The organism is Burkholderia sp. 9779_493, assembly GCF_015712215.1.
Lineage (GTDB): Bacteria > Pseudomonadota > Gammaproteobacteria > Burkholderiales > Burkholderiaceae > Burkholderia > Burkholderia cenocepacia.
Genome location: NZ_JACCQA010000015.1, coordinates 135,544 through 153,137 on the forward strand (window position 1 = coordinate 135,544; position 17,594 = coordinate 153,137).

Annotated in this window: 15 protein-coding genes; 5 read left to right on the plus strand and 10 right to left on the minus strand. The window is 68.4% G+C overall.

Annotation, left to right across the window (positions count from 1 at the left end):
- Positions 1-162: 162 nt before the first annotated feature.
- Genes H0X95_RS17665 through H0X95_RS17680 form a run of 4 tightly spaced genes read right to left on the minus strand, consistent with a single transcriptional unit; the run spans position 163 to position 3,794 of the window.
- Positions 163-888 (minus strand): PqiC family protein, encoded by a 726-nt coding sequence (locus H0X95_RS17665; protein WP_006497516.1) that lies wholly within the window; start codon positions 886-888, stop codon positions 163-165.
- Entirely contained in the window at positions 885-2,504 is a 1,620-nt protein-coding gene (locus H0X95_RS17670; protein ID WP_006482664.1) for a PqiB family protein, read from the minus strand. Before H0X95_RS17670 ends, H0X95_RS17665 begins: the two co-directional genes overlap by 4 nt.
- A complete protein-coding gene (locus H0X95_RS17675; RefSeq protein ID WP_006497515.1) occupies positions 2,497-3,120 on the minus strand; it encodes a paraquat-inducible protein A in 624 nt (207 codons plus the stop codon). The genes H0X95_RS17670 and H0X95_RS17675 overlap by 8 nt, the downstream gene beginning before the upstream one ends.
- A gap of 8 nt (positions 3,121-3,128) precedes the next feature.
- Entirely contained in the window at positions 3,129-3,794 is a 666-nt protein-coding gene (locus H0X95_RS17680; protein WP_012492950.1) for a paraquat-inducible protein A, read from the minus strand.
- 259 nt (positions 3,795-4,053) lie between these two features.
- On the opposite strand from H0X95_RS17680, the gene H0X95_RS17685 reads away from it, so the two are divergent.
- The 4 genes from H0X95_RS17685 to H0X95_RS17700 all read left to right on the plus strand — a co-directional run bounded on the left by H0X95_RS17685 (position 4,054) and on the right by H0X95_RS17700 (position 7,300).
- Positions 4,054-4,614, plus strand: a complete 561-nt coding sequence (locus H0X95_RS17685; RefSeq protein WP_006482464.1) for a cytochrome b — start codon at positions 4,054-4,056, stop codon at positions 4,612-4,614.
- A gap of 8 nt (positions 4,615-4,622) precedes the next feature.
- On the plus strand, positions 4,623-5,183 hold the full coding sequence (locus H0X95_RS17690; RefSeq protein WP_006482463.1) for a YceI family protein: 561 nt from the start codon (positions 4,623-4,625) through the stop codon (positions 5,181-5,183).
- Between the two features lie 65 nt (positions 5,184-5,248).
- Complete coding sequence (locus tag H0X95_RS17695; RefSeq protein WP_006476873.1) at positions 5,249-5,830, plus strand: YceI family protein; 582 nt, start codon at positions 5,249-5,251, stop codon at positions 5,828-5,830.
- Between the two features lie 192 nt (positions 5,831-6,022).
- Complete coding sequence (locus H0X95_RS17700) at positions 6,023-7,300, plus strand: MFS transporter (RefSeq protein WP_034201009.1); 1,278 nt, start codon at positions 6,023-6,025, stop codon at positions 7,298-7,300.
- Between the two features lie 18 nt (positions 7,301-7,318).
- Here the strand turns inward: H0X95_RS17700 and H0X95_RS17705 are convergent, their stop codons facing one another.
- The 6 genes from H0X95_RS17705 to queA all read right to left on the minus strand — a co-directional run bounded on the left by H0X95_RS17705 (position 7,319) and on the right by queA (position 15,080).
- On the minus strand, positions 7,319-8,833 hold the full coding sequence (locus tag H0X95_RS17705; RefSeq protein WP_006482459.1) for a S41 family peptidase: 1,515 nt from the start codon (positions 8,831-8,833) through the stop codon (positions 7,319-7,321).
- 220 nt (positions 8,834-9,053) lie between these two features.
- Positions 9,054-10,004: a protein translocase subunit SecF gene (secF, locus tag H0X95_RS17710; protein WP_006482457.1), complete on the minus strand. Its 951-nt coding sequence runs from the start codon at positions 10,002-10,004 to the stop codon at positions 9,054-9,056.
- Positions 10,005-10,022: 18 nt separating this feature from the next.
- Positions 10,023-12,044 (minus strand): protein translocase subunit SecD, encoded by a 2,022-nt coding sequence (gene secD, locus H0X95_RS17715; protein ID WP_006482461.1) that lies wholly within the window; start codon positions 12,042-12,044, stop codon positions 10,023-10,025.
- Between the two features lie 106 nt (positions 12,045-12,150).
- A complete protein-coding gene (gene yajC / locus H0X95_RS17720; protein WP_006476868.1) occupies positions 12,151-12,474 on the minus strand; it encodes a preprotein translocase subunit YajC in 324 nt (107 codons plus the stop codon).
- 233 nt (positions 12,475-12,707) lie between these two features.
- A complete protein-coding gene (gene tgt, locus H0X95_RS17725; protein ID WP_006497510.1) occupies positions 12,708-13,895 on the minus strand; it encodes a tRNA guanosine(34) transglycosylase Tgt in 1,188 nt (395 codons plus the stop codon).
- 117 nt (positions 13,896-14,012) lie between these two features.
- On the minus strand, positions 14,013-15,080 hold the full coding sequence (gene queA / locus H0X95_RS17730; protein WP_059721652.1) for a tRNA preQ1(34) S-adenosylmethionine ribosyltransferase-isomerase QueA: 1,068 nt from the start codon (positions 15,078-15,080) through the stop codon (positions 14,013-14,015).
- 167 nt (positions 15,081-15,247) lie between these two features.
- On the opposite strand from queA, the gene recG reads away from it, so the two are divergent.
- The gene (recG, locus tag H0X95_RS17735; protein ID WP_034201006.1) at positions 15,248-17,560 is read left to right on the plus strand and encodes an ATP-dependent DNA helicase RecG; all 2,313 of its coding nucleotides are present in this window, start codon (positions 15,248-15,250) and stop codon (positions 17,558-17,560) included.
- Positions 17,561-17,594 lie beyond the last annotated feature (34 nt).

Here is a 17,594-nt window from a genome sequence, read left to right on the forward strand (position 1 = left end):
GAATGTCAACGACCGCGTGGCCAATGACGGCGATCGGCGAAGCCGGCTGCGGCGGCGTGCGGCCGACGATACTCGGCGGGCACGGCCGAGCGGGCGGCGCCATTCGACACCGCGCAGTCGCACGTCGTGTCGAACGTTCGCCCGCGCGCCGTCCGCGTCCGCTTATGCGCCGGACTTGCCCGTCGCGCCGGCATCGCCGCCGGACGTCGGGCTGGCCGGACACGGCACGACCGGCGCGGCGGCCGTCTTGCCGCCGGCCGTGGGCGTGGCCGTCGCCGCCGTGCCGCGGCGTGCGGCCATCGCGCGCACGCCGTCCGCGGCTTGCGAGGCGATCACGTCGAGCGCGCGCCGGTGGCCGGCGACGAGCGCGTCGTAGCCGTCGGCGACCGGTTCCGCGACGCTCGTGCGGCAGGTCATCACGGCCTGCGTGGCGAGCGAGCGTACGCTCCACACGGCGTCGACCGCGGCGCGCTTGCCCGGCCACGATTCGAAGCGCTGCACGTTCACGCTGATGCGGTACACGGGCACGCCGGGCGGGTAAGCGGAATTCGCGACGTCGATCGTGCCGAGCTGCGCGGCGAGATCGTCCGACAGCGCGCGGCGGATCTCGTCGGCGGGCGGCGACGCCCAGCGTTCCTGCTCGAGCACGTCGACCTGCGCGGCGTTCTTCTGCACGACCAGCTGGCTCTTCGCGACCTGCTCGGGCACGCCGACCGACGGCACCTCGATCAGGAACGCCGGATTGGCCGGCGCGGTGCGCAGCGGCGCCGCGGCGTCGGCCGGGCTGAGCGTGTAGAACCGTGCGGGCGGCGAGCTGCACGCGGCGAGCGCGAGTACGGCGAGCGCCGTCGCCGCGCCGCTCGCGAAACCGTTCACGCGTGTCGTCATTGTTTATCTCCTGGCTTGCCCTTGAGCAGCGATTCGGGGTGGCGCTCCAGATAGTCGGCGAGCGCGTTCAGCGATTGCAGCGTGCGCGTGAGTTCCTTCAGCGCGCCGCGCACGTCGGACTGCAGCGGCGAATCCTGCTGCAGCGTCGCCTCGGCGGTCGAGAAGGTCTGCTTCGCGGCCGACAGCGTGTCGCGCGCTTCCGGCGCGACCTGCGTGTCGAGCTGCTTGAACAGCTTGTCGGCGTTCGCGAGCGCGCTGTTCAGGTTCGCGCCGATCTGGTCGAACGGCACCTTGTCGAGCTTCTTCGCGATGTCGGCGACCTGCAGCTGCAACTCGTCGAGCGTATTCGGCACGGTCGGCAGCTCGAGCGGCAGGCGGCTCGTGTCGATCTTCACGGCCGGCGCCTTCGGGAAGAAGTCGAGCGCGACGTACAGCTGGCTCGTCAGCAGGTTGCCGGTGCGCAACTGGCCGCGCAGCCCGTGCTGGACGAGCCGCTCGACGATCTCGCGGCGCGCCGGTTCGCCCTTGCTCTCGATCGTCTCGCGGAAGCGGCGGCCGAGGCGTTCCGGATACACGTTGATCGTCACCGGCATCAGGAAGTTCTTCGTCTTCGGATCGAAATCGATGCCGATGTTCGTCACTTCGCCGAGCACGATGCCGCGGAAGTCGACCGGCGCGCCGACGGCGAGCCCGCGCAGCGACTGGCTGAAGTTCATCACGACCTGCAGCGGCTGGCCGTCCGGGTCGCGCATCGCGTCGCCCTCGTCGGAGCCGAGGCGGAACGTCGTGTTGTTCGGTGCGGTCGCGCCGCTGCCCTGGTTCGGCGGCGTCTGGAACGCGATGCCGCCGAGGATCACCGTCGCGAGCGACTGCGTGTTCAGCTTCAGGCCGCTCGAATCGAGCCGCAGGTCGACGCCGCTCGCCTGCCACCAGCGCGAGTTCAGGCCGACGTACTGGTCGTACGGCGCATTCACGAACACGTTGAACGTGACGCCCGTGCCGTCCTTGTCGAGCGAGAAGCCGACCACCTGGCCGACCTGGACGCGGCGGTAGTAGACCGGCGAGCCGATGTCGACCGAGCCGAGCGAATCGCCGCGCAGCACGTATTGCGTGCCTTTCTGGTCGCCGGTGACGGCGGGTGGCGTCTCCAGGCCGGTGAAGTCGGTCAGCGTGTCCTGGCCGTGACCGGCGTCGACGCCGATGTACGCGCCGGACAGCAGCGTGCCGAGCCCCGACACGCCGGTCGCGCCGACGCGCGGCCGCACGATCCAGAAGCGCGAACCCTGGACCGCGAAGTCCTCGGCTTCCTTCTTGAGCTGCACCTGGACCAGCACGCGCGACAGGTCCTTCGACAGCTTGATCGTCTTGACCATGCCGATCTCGACGTCCTTGTACTTGACCTGGGTCTTGCCCGGCTCGAGCCCTTCGGCGCTGTGGAAGCTGATCGTGATTTCCGGGCCGCGCTCGCGCACGGACTTGATCACGAGGCCGATGCCGATCAGCGCGGCGATCAGCGGCACGAGCCAGACGAGCGACGGCAGCCAGCCGCTTTTCGTCGAGATCGCCGGATCGGGCGGCCGGGGCGCGTCGTGCTGCGGGCCTTGTGGACTATTCATGGTGATTCCCTGAGGTTTCGACTGGATCCCAGATCAGGCGGGGATCGAACTGCATCGACGCGAGCATCGTCAGGATCACGACCGAGCCGAACGCGAGCGCGCCGGGGCCGGCCGTGATGACGGCGAGCGAACGGAAATGGACGAGCGCGACGGTCAGCGTCACGACGAAGATGTCGAGCATCGACCAGCGGCCGATGCGCTCGACGATCCGGTAGAGGCGCGTGCGCTGCAGCGGCCGCCACGCGGCGCGACGCTGCGCGCTGGTGACGAGGATCGTCAGCACGCCGAGCTTGAGCATCGGCACGAGAATGCTGGCGACGAACACGACCACGGCGAGCGGCCAGTCGCCGGACGTCCAGAAATAGATGACGCCGCTCATGATCGTGTCCTGCTGCGACCCGACGATCGACGACGTGCGCATGATCGGCAGCAGGTTCGCCGGAATGTAGAGGATCGCGGCCGCGAGCAGCAGCGCCCACGTGCGCATGATGCTGTTCGGCGTGCGCACGTGCAGCGCGCTGCCGCAGCGCGCGCAATGCGCGTGCGGCCGGTCGATCGTCTGCACGAGCCCGCACGCGTGGCAGCTGGCGTAACCCTCGCGGGCGGCGGTCGGCATGGGCCTCGTCATCGGCGGGGTGCGTCCGGCAGCGGCGCGGCGGCGTCGGGCCGCTCCGGCGCGCGGCCGGCGCGCAGGTCGTCGGCGATGTCCCACAGCGTGCGCGGGTCGAACATCAGCACGACGGCGGTCATCAGCGTGAGCGCGCCGAACGCGAACAGCGCCGCGTCGGGCACGACGCGCGCGAGGCTCACCATCTTCACGATCGTGACCAGGATGCCGAGCATGAACACCTCGATCATCCCCCACGGCCGCACGAGCTGGATCGTGCGCAGCACGAGGTTCAGGCCGGGCGGCACGATGCCGCGCCGGATCGGCAGCAGCACGTACAGCAGCGCGGCCATCTCGACGAGCGGGAACAGCACGGTCGAGCAGAACACCATCACGCCGACGATCGCCATGTCCTGACGCCACAGCGCGTCGATCGCGCCGATCAGCGTCGTCTGCACGCGCGTGCCGTTCAGGTCCATTTCCAGGATCGGGAACGTCTGCGCGATGATGAACGTGACGAGCGCGGCGACCGCGAGCGCGGTGATGCGCTCGATCTGCGTGGTGCTGTTGCGATAAAGCAGCGCGTCGCAGCGCGGACAGCGCGCGATCTCGCGGCCGCTCAGGCGCGGTTTATGCAACAGTGCGTCGCATTCGTGGCAGGCAATCAGGTCGTATCGTTGCATGGAAAAGGCGGTGTCGCGACGGCTGGGGGAACGCGTCGACGGGGCCGGAACCCGCGCCAATCTTACCAAAAGGGCTTTTTCGATGCGTCAAGGATCGTGAGTTTCGTGACCGGTCGGTAACATGGCGGGAAGCCGTCAGCCGGCTGGCGCGCCTGTTCTCGGAGTCCGCGCACGTCAAAAGGTTGCGGTAGCATGGCGCCCTTGACATGCGTCGGACGAATTTACCGGCGCAGCCGTTCGCTGAACTGAGGAATCCAAGATGGCATCGAAATCGCCGCCGGCCGCGCCGGCACGGTACGCACACACCGCGATCGCCTTGCACTGGCTGATCGCGCTGCTGATCGTCTGCGGCTTCGCGCTCGGCTGGGTGATGACGGACATCCCCGGCTTCACGCCGACCAAGCTGAAGTACTTCTCGTGGCACAAGTGGATCGGCGTGACGGTGTTCGCGCTGGCCGTCGTGCGCGTGCTGTGGCGGGCGACCCACGTGCCGCCGCCGCTGCCGGGCGACACGCCGGCGTGGCAGCGCGCGGCATCGCACGGCGTGCACATGCTGCTGTACGTGCTGATGATCGTGATCCCGGTGACGGGCTACCTGTACAGCTCGGCGTCGAACATCCCGGTCGTCTATCTCGGCATCGTGCCGCTGCCGCGCCTGATCGATCCCGATCCGGCGCTCAAGGAAACCTTCAAGACGCTGCACGTGTCTTTGAATTACATTCTGCTTGCGCTCGTCGCGATGCACGTGCTCGCGGCGCTCAAGCACCAGCTGTTGGACCGCGACGGCCTGCTGTCGCGCATGCTTCCCTTTGCCAAATGAAGGATCCCATGAAAGTGTCTTTCTCCCGCTCCATGCTGACCGCGTTCGCCGCGGCGGCGCTTGTCGCGTCGGGCGCGGCGCATGCCGACGTCGATCTCGCGAAGAGCAAGGTGTCCGCCGTGTCGAAGCAGATGAACGTGCCGACCGAAGGCGCGTTCAAGAAGTTCTCCGCGCAGGTGAAGTTCGACCCGGCGAAAGCCGCGCAGGGCAGCGCGCAAATGACGATCGACGTCGCGAGCTTCGACCTCGGCGACAAGATGTACAACGACCAGGTCGCCGGCAAGGACTGGTTCGACGCGAAGACCTATCCGCAGGCGACCTTCGTGTCGTCGGCGATCGCGCCGGCCGGCGGCAACAAGTACAACGTGACCGGCAAGCTGACGATCAAGGGCAAGGCCGAGACCGTCACGGTGCCCGTCACGGTCGCGCAAAACGGCGCGACGCAGACGTTCGACGGCGTGCTGCCGATCAAGCGTTCGGCCTTCAACGTCGGCACCGGCGAGTGGAAGGACACGTCGATCGTCGCGGACGAAGTGCAGATCAAGTTCCATCTCGTCGCCACGAAGTAGGCGGCGGGTTGTTGCCTCAACTGAATGCCGCGCGAGGGCGCGGCGCCGTTTCCAGGAGAAAAGGTTTGAAAAAGCATCTGATCATCGCTGCCGGCGCGCTGGCCGCTTCGCTGTCGTTCTCGGCCTTTGCCGAAAGCGCCACCTACCAGTTCGACCCGAGCCACACGTACCCGAGCTTCGAGGCCGACCACTTCGGCGGCCTGTCGGTCTGGCGCGGCAAGTTCGACAAGTCGAGCGGCACCGTGACGCTCGACCGTGCGGCGAAGACCGGCACGGTCGACGTGACGACCGACATCGCGTCGATCCACACGGGCAGCGCGAAGCTCGACGAGCACCTGCAGACGGCCGAGTTCTTCGATGCGGCGAAGTTCCCGCAGGCGAACTACAAGGGCACGATCAAGTTCGACGGCGACAAGCCGGTGTCGGTGGTCGGCAACCTGACGCTGCATGGCGTCACGAAGCCGCTCACGCTGAAGATCGATTCGTTCAAGTGCATGCCGCACCCGATGCTCAAGCGTGAAGTGTGCGGCGTCGACGCGGTCGGCGAATTCAGCCGCGACGATTTCGGCCTCGACTACGGCAAGCAGTACGGCTTCAAGATGAAGACGAAGCTGCTGATCACGGCCGAAGCGGTCAAGCAGCAGTAAGGCTTCCCGGCACGGCCGGCCATCGTGCCGGCCGCCGCGGATCAACCGCCGCGTTCCCGTTACCGGGGCGCGGCGGTTTTTTTGCGCGCCTATAATCGCCCGAGCGCCGCATGTGGCCATGCGGCGCCGGGCAGGCCGACGGCGCGACGGCGGCCGCCTCGAACAGAACGTACAACGACAAGGAGATCGCCGATGCATGCCGTCACGCAGTCCAGCTCCATTGCCTCGTCGCCGCGCGTCTGGCGCGCGGTGGTCGCCGCGTCGATCGGCAACGCGCTCGAGTGGTTCGATCTCGTCGTCTACGGCTTTTTCGCGGTGACGATCTCGAAGCTGTTCTTCCCGGCCGGCAACGACACCGTGTCGCTGCTGCTCACGCTCGGCACGTTCGGCGTGTCGTTCTTCATGCGGCCGCTCGGCGCGATCGTGCTTGGCGCGTATGCGGACCGCGCCGGTCGCAAGGCCGCGCTGACGCTGTCGATCCTGCTGATGATGGCCGGCACGCTGATCATCGCGGTGCTGCCGACCTACGAGACGATCGGTGTCGCCGCGCCGGTGATCCTCGTCGCCGCGCGGCTGATGCAGGGCTTCTCGGCCGGCGGCGAGTTCGGCAGCGCGACCGCGTTCCTCGCCGAGCACGTGCCCGGCCGGCGCGGCTTCTTCGCGAGCTGGCAGGTCGCGAGCCAGGGGCTCACGACGCTGCTCGCCGCGGGCTTCGGCACCGTGTTGAACGCGCAGCTGTCGGCCGCACAGATGGCGTCGTGGGGCTGGCGCGTGCCGTTCTTCTTCGGGCTGCTGCTCGGGCCGGTCGCGTACTACATCCGCACCAAGGTCGACGAGACGCCCGAATTCCTCGCGGCCGAAGGCACCGCGAACCCGCTGCGCGATACGTTCGCGTCGCACAAGGCGCGCCTCGTCGCGGCCGTGGGCGTGGTCGTGCTCGGCACCGTCGCCACCTACCTCGTGCTGTTCATGCCGACCTACGGCGTGAAGCAGCTCGGCCTCGCGCCGTCCGCCGCATTCGCCGCGATCCTCGTGGTCGGCGTGATCCAGATGGCGTTCGCGCCGCTCGTCGGCCACTGGTCGGATCGCTACGGCCGCGTGCGCGTGATGATCGCGCCGGCCGTCGGCATCCTCGTGCTGATCTATCCGGCGTTCGCGTATCTCGTCGCGCATCCGGGCTTCGGCACGCTGATCGCGCTGCAGGTGCTGCTCGCGTTCCTGATGACCGGCTACTTCGCGGCGCTGCCGGGGCTGTTGTCCGAGGTGTTTCCGGTGCAGACGCGCACGACCGGGATGTCGCTCGCGTACAACGTCGCGGTGACGATCTTCGGCGGCTTCGGGCCGTTCATCATCGCGTGGCTGATCCGCGAGACCGGGATGAAGACCGCGCCGAGCTTCTACCTGATGTTCGCGGCCGTGTTGAGCCTCGCGGCGCTGGTCGTGCTGCGGCGGCGGTTCGGATTCCGCTGAAACGGGGCGGGCGGCGGCTCAGTTGCCGCCGCGCTCGCAGACCGGCTGCGCCGGCATCAGTTGCGCGGGCGCGGCGATGGTCTGCACCGGGCGGCCGGCGAGGGCATCGAGCGCCTGCCGGAGCTGCCAGTCGGCCGCCGTGCCGAATGCGCGCTGCGGCAGCGCCGCGCTCCGCGCCGTATCGACCTTCGCGCGCACGCGCTCGTCGCGCAGCTTCTGGCGGGCCTTGCGCACCTGCGCGAACGGGTCGGGCGCCTGCCGGTCCGCATACGGGGCGCGGGCGAGATCGACTTCCCGGTACCACAGCAGCACGCCGTCGACGTCCGCATCGCGGCGCGGCGGCACGAGCCAGTCCGGCACGACGCCGTAGCCGTCCATCGGGCAGCCGTTCGGCCGCAGATTGCGCGCGAACGTGAAATTCAGGCGCGTGCCGTCGATCAGGTCGACGCCCGTCTGCGCGAGCCCTTTCCCGTAGGTCGGCATGCCGAGCAATTTGGCGCGGCCGAGATCCTTCAGCGCCGCCGCGGTCGCTTCTGCAGCCGACGCGCTTTGCCCGTCGACGAGCACGACGAGCGGCACGGTGCGCCACCAGTCGTCGGCCTGCAGCGGCGCGAGCGGATCCTGGCCGTGCATGACGGGCAGTTCGTAGTCGGGCCAGTTGGTCGTGTAGCGGCGGCGATGCGTGTCGCCGCGCTCGACCGTCACCATCGCGGTGCGGTCGCGTCCCGCGAACAGCGCGGTGATGCCGATCGCCGCATTGAGCGCGCCGCCGCCATTGATGCGCAGGTCGAGGATCATCTGCTTGACCGGCGGCCCCGCGCGACGCGCGGCCTGCACCGCATCGATATAGTCGCCGACCGCCGGCTCCGGAAAGCTCGACAGCCGCGTGTACAGGATGTCGCCGTCGAGCCGCTTCACGGTTGCCGGACGCGGTTTGACGATCGCCCGCACCGGCGCGAAGGTCAGCACCGCATGCTTCGGGCCGCGCTGCACCGTGAGCTTCAGCGGCACGCCCGCGTCGCCCTTCGCGAGTTTCATCAGTTCGCCGCCGTCGATGCCGACGACGCTCCGGTCGTTCATCGCGACGACGAGATCGTCGGGCCGCACGCCGGCCTTTTCCGCCGGCGCATCGGGAACCACGTCGATGATGTGCAGCCCGTCGGGCCGCGTCTCGAACACGATCCCGATGCCCGGCGTGCCGTCGCGGGCGCGCCGCTCGTCGTCGCGCCGTTCCTGCTCTTCCTTCGCGTTGAAGAAGCGCGCGTACGGCAGCGTCTTGATCCCGTCGTGGGTCGCGGCGTCGAGCAGCGCGCCGATGTCGACGTCGGTCAGGTGCTGTTGCTTCAGCACGTCGACGGCCGCCTTCAGTTCGCAGATCTGCGGCTCCCAGTCGGGCGGGCAGGGCGATGGCGGTGGGGCGGCGGGCACCGAAGCGGCGGCCGGCGCGGATGCCGGTTGCGCACCGACGAGCGGCGCATACGGGAACGCGGCCGCGACGGCTGCGCAGACGGCGAGGCGACGAACGACACGCATGGGAGGCATCATCGGGACCGCACGTTCGGACGGGTGAAGAGGGGGGCTTGCCCGGTCCACGCGCGCGGCCGGCAGGCGGCGGGGCAGGGCGGTGACGATTGTAGCCGACACCCGTGACGATGCCGGCCGGGCCGTTGGCATGCCGCATCGTGGCGGCCCGCGCATAAAAAAAGCCGGCCCAGAGGGCCGGCTTTGCTTCGATGCCGAAACGGCGTGGCGCTCAAACCTGCGCGCCGGCGTTCGGATCGTCCGGATCGTGCGCGGTCTTCTTTTCCTTGATCAGGTCTTCGCGCTTGATGCCGAGCCACATCGCGAGCGAGCCCGCGACGAACACCGACGAGTAGATGCCGAACATGATGCCGACCGTCAGCGCGAGCGCGAAGTAGTGCAGCGTCGGGCCGCCGAAGAAGAACATCGACAGCACCATCATTTCCGTCGACGTGTGCGTGATGATCGTGCGCGACATCGTGGTCGTGATCGCGTGGTTGATCACTTCCTGCACGCTCATCTTGCGTTCGCGGCGGAACGTTTCGCGGATCCGGTCGAAGATGACGACCGACTCGTTGACCGAGTAGCCGAGCACCGCGAGGATCGCCGCGAGCACCGCCAGCGAGAACTCCCACTGGAAGAACGCGAAGAAGCCGAGAATGATCACGACGTCGTGCAGGTTGGCGATGATGCCCGCCACCGCGTACTTCCATTCGAAGCGGAACGACAGGTAGATCACGATGCCGATCACGACGCACGCGAGCGCGAGCAGACCGTCGGTCGCGAGCTCGCGGCCGACCTGCGGGCCGACGAACTCGACGCGCTGCAGCGTGACGTCCGGGCTCTGCGCCTTCAGCGCGCCCATCACCTGGTCGCTCTGCTGCGCGGACGTGAGGCCTTCCTTCAGCTGCAGGCGGATCAGCACGTTGCGCGACGTGCCGAAGTTCTGCACCTGCGCGTCGGCATAGCCGAGCTTGCCGAGCGTCGCGCGCACGGGTTCGAGCTCCGCGGCCTGCTGGTACTGCACCTCGATCACCGTGCCGCCGGTGAATTCGACGGACAGGTGCAGCCCGCGGTGGAACAGGAAGAACACGGCGGCGAGGAACGTGACCAGCGAGATCACGTTGAACACCAGCGCGTGCCGCATGAACGGAATATCTTTACGGATGCGGAAAAATTCCATGGCTTCGTCTCCGGGGCCTTATTGGGTCGAGCCCGGTTTCTTCGGCGACACGCCTTGCTGCGCGCGGTTGCGCAGCTGCGGCTTGCCGGCGCGCGGCGCGTTGCCCTTCGCCGGGGCGGCGAGCTTCGCGGCGCGCGCGGTGTCGGTCGATTCGTCCGCGTCGGTGAACGACGCGGCGGCAGCGGCGCCTTCCGGCTTCCACACCTGGCCGATCGCGAGCGACTTCAGCTTCTTGCGGCCGCCGTACCAGAGGTTGACGATCCCGCGCGAGAAGAACACCGCGGAGAACATCGACGTCAGGATACCGAGGCAGTGCACGATCGCGAACGCGCGAACCGGGCCCGAGCCGAACGCGAGCAGCGCGAGGCCGGCGATCAGCGTCGTGACGTTCGAGTCGAGAATCGTCGCCCACGCGTGTGCGTAGCCGGCCTGGATCGCGAGCTGCGGCGGCTGGCCGGCGCGCAGTTCTTCACGCACGCGCTCGTTGATCAGCACGTTCGAGTCGATCGCCATCCCGAGCGCGAGCGCGATGGCCGCGATACCCGGCAGCGTCAGCGTCGCCTGCATCAGCGACAGCACGGCGACGAGCAGCAGCAGGTTCACCGACAGGCCGATCACCGACACCACGCCGAACAGCATGTAGTACGCGATCATGAACACGGCGATCGCACAGAAGCCCCAGATCACCGAGTGCACGCCCATCTTGATGTTGTCGGCGCCGAGGCTCGGGCCGATCGTGCGTTCCTCGATGATGTCCATCGGTGCGGCGAGCGAACCGGCGCGCAGCAGCAGCGCGAGGTCGGCCGCGGCCTGCGGCGTCGGCTGGCCCGTGATCTGGAAGCGGTCGCCGAGTTCGGACTGGATCGTCGCGACCGTCAGCACTTCGCCCTTGCCCTTCTCGAACAGCACCATCGCCATCGGCTTGCCGATGTTGTCGCGCGACACCGTGCGCACCGCGCGGCCGCCCGCCGAATCGAGGCGGATGTTGACCGACGGACGCTGGTGTTCGTCGAAACCGGCCGATGCGTCGATGATGCGGTCGCCGGTGAAGATCACGTCCTTCTTCAGCAGCACGGGCGCCTGGATGCCCTGCGTGAACAGCTCCTCGCCCGGCGGCACGGGGTCGTTCGGGTTCGGGTGCGTGTTGATCGGGTCGGCGAGGCGCGCCTCGAGCGTCGCGGTGCGGCCGATGATGTCCTTCGCCTTCGCGGTGTCCTGCACGCCCGGCAGTTCGACGACGATGCGGTCGCTGCCTTGCTGCTGCAGGATCGGCTCGGACACGCCGAGTTCGTTCACGCGGTTGTGGAGCGTCGTCAGGTTCTGCTTGAGCGCGGCGTCCTCGACGGCCTTCTGCACGGCCGGCGTAAACGTGCCGACCACCTGCGTGCCGCCGCCGCCGGGCTGGGTCGCCCATTGCAGCTCGGTGATCGACGCGGCGAGCACCTTGCGGGCGTCTTCCGCCGTCTGCGCATCGCTGAAGTTGACGACCACGGACTGCTCGACGCGGCTCACGCCGCCGTCGCGGATGTTCTTGTCGCGCAGCAGCGAGCGCGCGTCGGAGGCGTCGGAGTCGAGCTTCTTCGTGAGCGCGCCCGTCATGTCGACCTGGAGCAGGAAGTGCACACCGCCGCGCAGGTCGAGGCCGAGATACATCGGCAGCGCGTGCAGGGCGGTCAGCCAGCGCGGCGACGCGCTCTGCAGGTTCAGTGCGACGACGTACTGCGGATCGTTCGGGTCGGCGTTCAGCGACTTCTGCAGCAGGTCCTTGACGCGCAGCTGCGTATCGGTGTCCTTCAGGCGCACGCGGATGTTCGCGTTGGTCGCCGTGTTCTCGAAGGTGACGTCGTCCGGCTTGATCTGCGCGGATGCGAGCGCCGATTCGACCTGGGTCAGCGTGGTCGAGTCGAGCTTGACCGTGGCCTTGCCGCTCGACACCTGCACCGCCGGCGCTTCGCCGAAGAAGTTGGGCAATGTGTACAGAAGGCCGATGGCGAGCGCCACGACCATCACGACATATTTCCAGAGTGGATAACGATTCATGAGGGGGCCGAACGGGTGGTTGGCGTGAAAGCGTCGCGTCCGGCGCCGCGGCGGCCCGCTCTCTCAGGCGGGCACGGCGCGGGAAGCCGGACGCTCGGTGAAAGCCTTACAGCGACTTGATCGTGCCCTTCGGCAGAATGGTCGTGACGGCAGCCTTCTGCACGGTGATTTCGGTGCCTTCGGCGATTTCGACGCCGATGTAGCCTTCGGTGACCTTCGTCACCTTGCCGACGAGGCCGCCGCTCGTGACGACTTCGTCGCCCTTCGCCATGGCCGCGAGCATGTTGCGGTGTTCCTTCTGACGCTTCATCTGCGGACGGATCATGATGAAGTACAGCACCGCGAACATCAGGATGAGCGGCAGGAAGCTCATCAGGCTCGATTCGGCGCCACCGGCACCTTGCGCGAAGGCATTGGAAATGAACGGCACGTTGGTCTCTCCGTAGGGGAAGATCGAAAAATAAGCCGGTTATTCTACCACCGGCCCCATGCGCAGACGGATCGGCAAATGCGCTTTCGGATCAAGCTGTTAAAGCGCGAACCGACACCGTTGCGACTTGTTTGGAAAGGTAATTGTAATGTTTGGCGGTCGCGACCGGTGATTTGATCAGGCCAATTAGTACACGTCCTATGTGACTGGCCGCGATGCGGGCCGCCGGCCCGTCAGTCGACCCCTCTCGCGCGATCCTCCGCGAAGCGTTGCCGGAATGCGTCGAACGTGTGCGTCTCGATTGCCTCGCGGATCTCGCTCATCAGCTGCAGGTAGTAGTGCAGGTTGTGGATCGTGTTCAGCTGCGCGCCGAGGATTTCGCCGACCCGGTGCAGGTGATGCAGGTAGCCGCGCGAGAAGTTCTGGCACGTGTAGCAGGTGCAGGTCGAATCGAGCGGCTTCAGCGAGTTCTTGTGCGTCGCGTTGCGGATCTTCACGTCGCCGAAGCGCGTGAACAGCCAGCCGTTGCGCGCGTTGCGGGTCGGCATCACGCAGTCGAACATGTCGACGCCGTTCGCGACGCCTTCGACCAGGTCCTCCGGCGTGCCGACGCCCATCAGGTAGTGCGGCTTGTTGGCCGGCAGCTTCGGGCCCACGTGGCGCAGCACGCGCATCATGTCTTCCTTCGGCTCGCCGACCGACAGCCCGCCGATCGCGAGGCCGTGGAAACCGAGTTCCGCGAGGCCCGCGAGCGATTCGTCGCGCAGGTCCTCGAACATCCCGCCCTGGACGATCCCGAACAGCGCATTCGGGTTGCCGAGCCGGTTGAACTCGTCGAGCGAGCGCTTCGCCCAGCGCAGCGACATGCGCATCGAGTCGGCCGCTTCCTGGTGCGTCGTCGGCACGCCGTTGGTCGCGTACGGCGTGCATTCGTCGAACTGCATCACCACGTCGGAGTTCAGCACCTTCTGGATCTGCATCGACACTTCCGGCGACAGGAACAGCTTGTCGCCGTTGATCGGCGACGCGAACGTGACGCCGTCCTCGGTGATCTTGCGCAGGTCGCCGAGCGAGAACACCTGGAAGCCGCCCGAGTCGGTCAGGATCGGCTTGTTCCAGCCCATGAAGCCGTGCAGGCCGCCGTGCGCGTCGATCGTGTCGAGGCCCGGGCGCAGCCACAGGTGGAACGTGTTGCCGAGGATGATCTGGGCCTTGATCTCGTGCAGCTCGCGCGGCTGGATCGCCTTCACGGTGCCGTACGTGCCGACCGGCATGAAGATCGGCGTCTCGACCGTGCCGTGGTTGAGCTTCACGCGGCCGCGGCGCGCGTGGCCGTCGGTCGTCAGCAGTTCGAATTCGAGCCCGTTGGCCGGGCGGTCCTGCACGGGGGCGTGCGTATCGTGGGATGAACCTTCGGTCATCGTGTCGTGCTCCTCGCTACCGGAAAACAGTCCGGCGCATGTTGGAAACGCCGCCGGGAAGCCCGGCGACGGTGAAAAAACGGGTGACGCACCAGGCGGACGAGCCGCCCGCGGAGCTTACGCGCCCGGCGCCTCCGGCGTGTCGCGCCGCGTGAGCAGCATCGCGTCGCCGTAGCTGAAGAACCGATAGCGTTCTTCGATCGCGTGCCGGTACGCGGCGCGGATCGTCTCGACGCCCGCGAACGCGGACACCAGCATCAGCAGCGTCGATTTCGGCAGGTGGAAGTTCGTCACGAGCCGGTCGACCACGCGGAAACGGTAGCCGGGCGTGATGAAGATGTCGGTCTCGGCCTGCGTCGCCGCGAGCGGGCGGCCGGCTTCGTCGGCCGAGCGCGCCGCGGCTTCGAGCGCGCGCATCGACGTCGTGCCGACCGCGATCACGTTGCCGCCGCGCGCGCGGGTTGCGGCGATCTTGTCGACGAGCGACTGCGGCAGGTCGTACCACTCGCTGTGCATCTTGTGCTCGGCGATGTTGTCGACGCGCACCGGCTGGAACGTGCCGGCGCCGACGTGCAGCGTGAGCGTCGCGCGCTCGACGCCCAGCGCGTCGAGCTGCTCCAGCAACGGCTGGTCGAAATGGAGCCCGGCCGTCGGCGCGGCGACCGCGCCCGGGTTGCTCGCATAGACGGTCTGGTAGCGCGTCTCGTCGGTCGCATCGGGATCGTGCTCGATATACGGCGGCAGCGGCAGGCGGCCGTACTGCTCGATCAGGTCGAGGCACGGCGCGGGAAAGTGCAGCGTGAAGAACGGCTCGACGCGCTCGCCGACCGTCACGTCGAACGCGTCGGCCAGACGCAGCGTCGTGCCGACGCCCGGCGACTTGCTCGCGCGGATCTGCGCGAGCGCCGTGTGCGTGCCGGTCACGCGCTCGATCAGCACCTCGATCTTGCCGCCGCTGGCCTTCTGGCCGAAGAAACGCGCCTTCAGCACCTTGGTATCGTTGAACACGAGCAGGTCGCCGGGCGCGATGCACGACGGCAATTCGGCGAAATGGCGGTCGACGAGGCGTGCGGGCTCGACGCTGCGGTCGACCTCGAGCAGGCGGCTCGCGGTGCGATCGGGCAGCGCGGTTTGTGCAATCAGCTCGGGCGGCAGATTGAAATCGAAATCGGAAAGCGTGAACATGCGGGCTGGTTCGAAGCGGCCGGCGGGCGTCGCCGGCAGGGCGGAAACGCGTAATCGGGGCGCGCGAGCCGCTATGATGACGGGATGCGCGGCCTGGCCGGCGTCGTTCGTTCGGACGACGTGAAAGCCGCTATTGTACTTGCCTTGCGAAGCACCCAGACGATCCGATGCCTGTGTCACCACGCCGTTCTCCCGCCGCCGTTGCCGATTCCGCCGATCCGTTCGACGCGGACGATGCCGCGTCGCCCGCGCCGTTCGCATCGGGCTCCGGTACGCGTCGCGCCGGCCCGAAGCGCGGCGCCGACGGCCGGCTCGCGCAGCCCGCGGCCGCCGCGCCCGACGCCGACGGCGCCGCCGCGAGCGACGAGGCAGGCGCGGCCGGTGCGAAGCGCAAGAAGAAGCCGGCCGCCGACAAGCCGGTGAAAACCGCCGACAAGCTCGCGAAGCTCGGGCTCACGCGTTCGATCGATCTCGTGCTGCATCTGCCGATGCGCTACGAGGACGAAACCACGCTCACGCCGATCGGCGAATTGCTGCCGGGCGGCATCGCGCAGACCGAAGGCGTCGTGTTCGACAACGAGGTCGCGTACCGGCCGCGCCGCCAGCTCGTCGTGAAGATCCGGGACGACGACGGCGAGCAGCTCGTGCTGCGCTTCCTGAATTTCTACGGGTCGCAGGTCAAGCAGATGGCCGTCGGCCAGCGGCTGCGCGTGCGCGGCGACGTGCGCGGCGGCTTTTTCGGGATGGAGATGGTGCATCCGGCCGTGCGCGTCGTCGAAGCGGATGCGCCGCTGCCGCAGGTGCTCACGCCCGTCTACCCGAGCACGGCCGGCGTGTCGCAGGCGTATCTGCGCAAGGCGATCGAGAACGCGGTCGAGCGCACGCCGCTGCCCGAACTGCTGCCGCCGGAGATCCAGCGCGATTACCTGAAGCCGCTCGACGTGCCGACGCTCGAGCAGGCGGTGCGCATCCTGCACCACCCGCGCGTCGATTCGGACGAAGCCGCGCTGATGGACGGCTCGCATCCGGCGTGGACGCGCATCAAGTTCGAGGAACTGCTCGCGCAGCAGCTGTCGCTCAAGCGTGCGCACGAGGAGCGCCGCACGCGCGCCGCGCCCGCGATGCCGCGCCGCACCGCGCGCGATGCCGACGCGCTGACCACGCGCCTTTACGCGGCGCTGCCGTTCACGCTGACGGGCGCGCAGGCGCGCGTCGTCGACGAGATCGCGCACGACCTCACGCTCGCGCACCCGATGCAGCGGCTGCTGCAGGGCGACGTCGGCAGCGGCAAGACGGTCGTCGCGGCGCTGGCCGCCACGCAGGCGATCGACGCCGGCTACCAGGCTGCGCTGATGGCGCCCACCGAAATCCTCGCGGAACAGCACGCGCGCAAGCTGCGCGCATGGCTCGAGCCGCTCGGCGTCACGGTCGCGTGGCTCGCGGGCAGCCTGAAGGCGAAGGAGAAGCGCGCGGCGATCGAGGCGGCCGCGCTCGGCACCGCGCAGCTCGTGATCGGTACGCACGCGATCATCCAGGACACGGTCGAATTCGCGCGGCTCGGCCTCGTGATCGTCGACGAGCAGCACCGCTTCGGCGTCGAGCAGCGTCTCGCGCTGCGTGCGAAGGCCGCGAACGCGGCCAACGGCGCGCGCGACTTTCAGCCGCACCAGCTGATGATGTCGGCCACGCCGATTCCGCGCACGCTCGCGATGACGTACTACGCGGATCTCGAAGTGTCGACGATCGACGAGTTGCCGCCCGGCCGCACGCCGGTGCTGACGCGCGTCGTCGGCGACGCGCGGCGCGACGAGGTGATCGCCCGCGTGCGCGAGGCCGCGCTCACCGGGCGCCAGGTGTACTGGGTGTGCCCGCTGATCGAGGAGAGCGAGACGCTGCAGCTGCAGACGGCCGTCGAAACCTACGAGACGCTGGCCGCGGCGCTGCCCGAGCTGAAGGTCGGGCTCGTGCACGGCCGGCTGTCGCCGGCCGACAAGGCGGCCGTGATGGAGGCGTTCACGCGCAACGAAGTGCAGCTGCTGGTCGCGACGACGGTGATCGAGGTGGGCGTCGACGTGCCGAACGCGTCGCTGATGGTGATCGAGCACGCGGAACGTTTCGGCCTCGCGCAGTTGCACCAGCTGCGCGGCCGGGTCGGGCGCGGCACCGCGGCGTCGGTGTGCGTGCTGCTGTACAGCGGGCCGCTGTCGCTCACCGGCCGCGAGCGGCTGAAGACGATGCGCGAGACGACCGACGGCTTCGAGATCGCGCGGCGCGACCTCGAAATCCGCGGCCCGGGCGAATTCCTCGGCGCGCGCCAGTCGGGCGCGGCGATGCTGCGTTTCGCGAACCTCGAGACCGACGGCTGGCTGATCGACCCGGCCCGCGAGGCCGCGGCGCGGCTGATTGCCGCGTACCCGGAGGTCGTCACGCAGCATCTCGCGCGCTGGCTCGGCGCGCGCGAACAGTACCTGAAGGCCTGATCGAGCGGCTCGGGGCCGGATCGAAAGCCGCCGA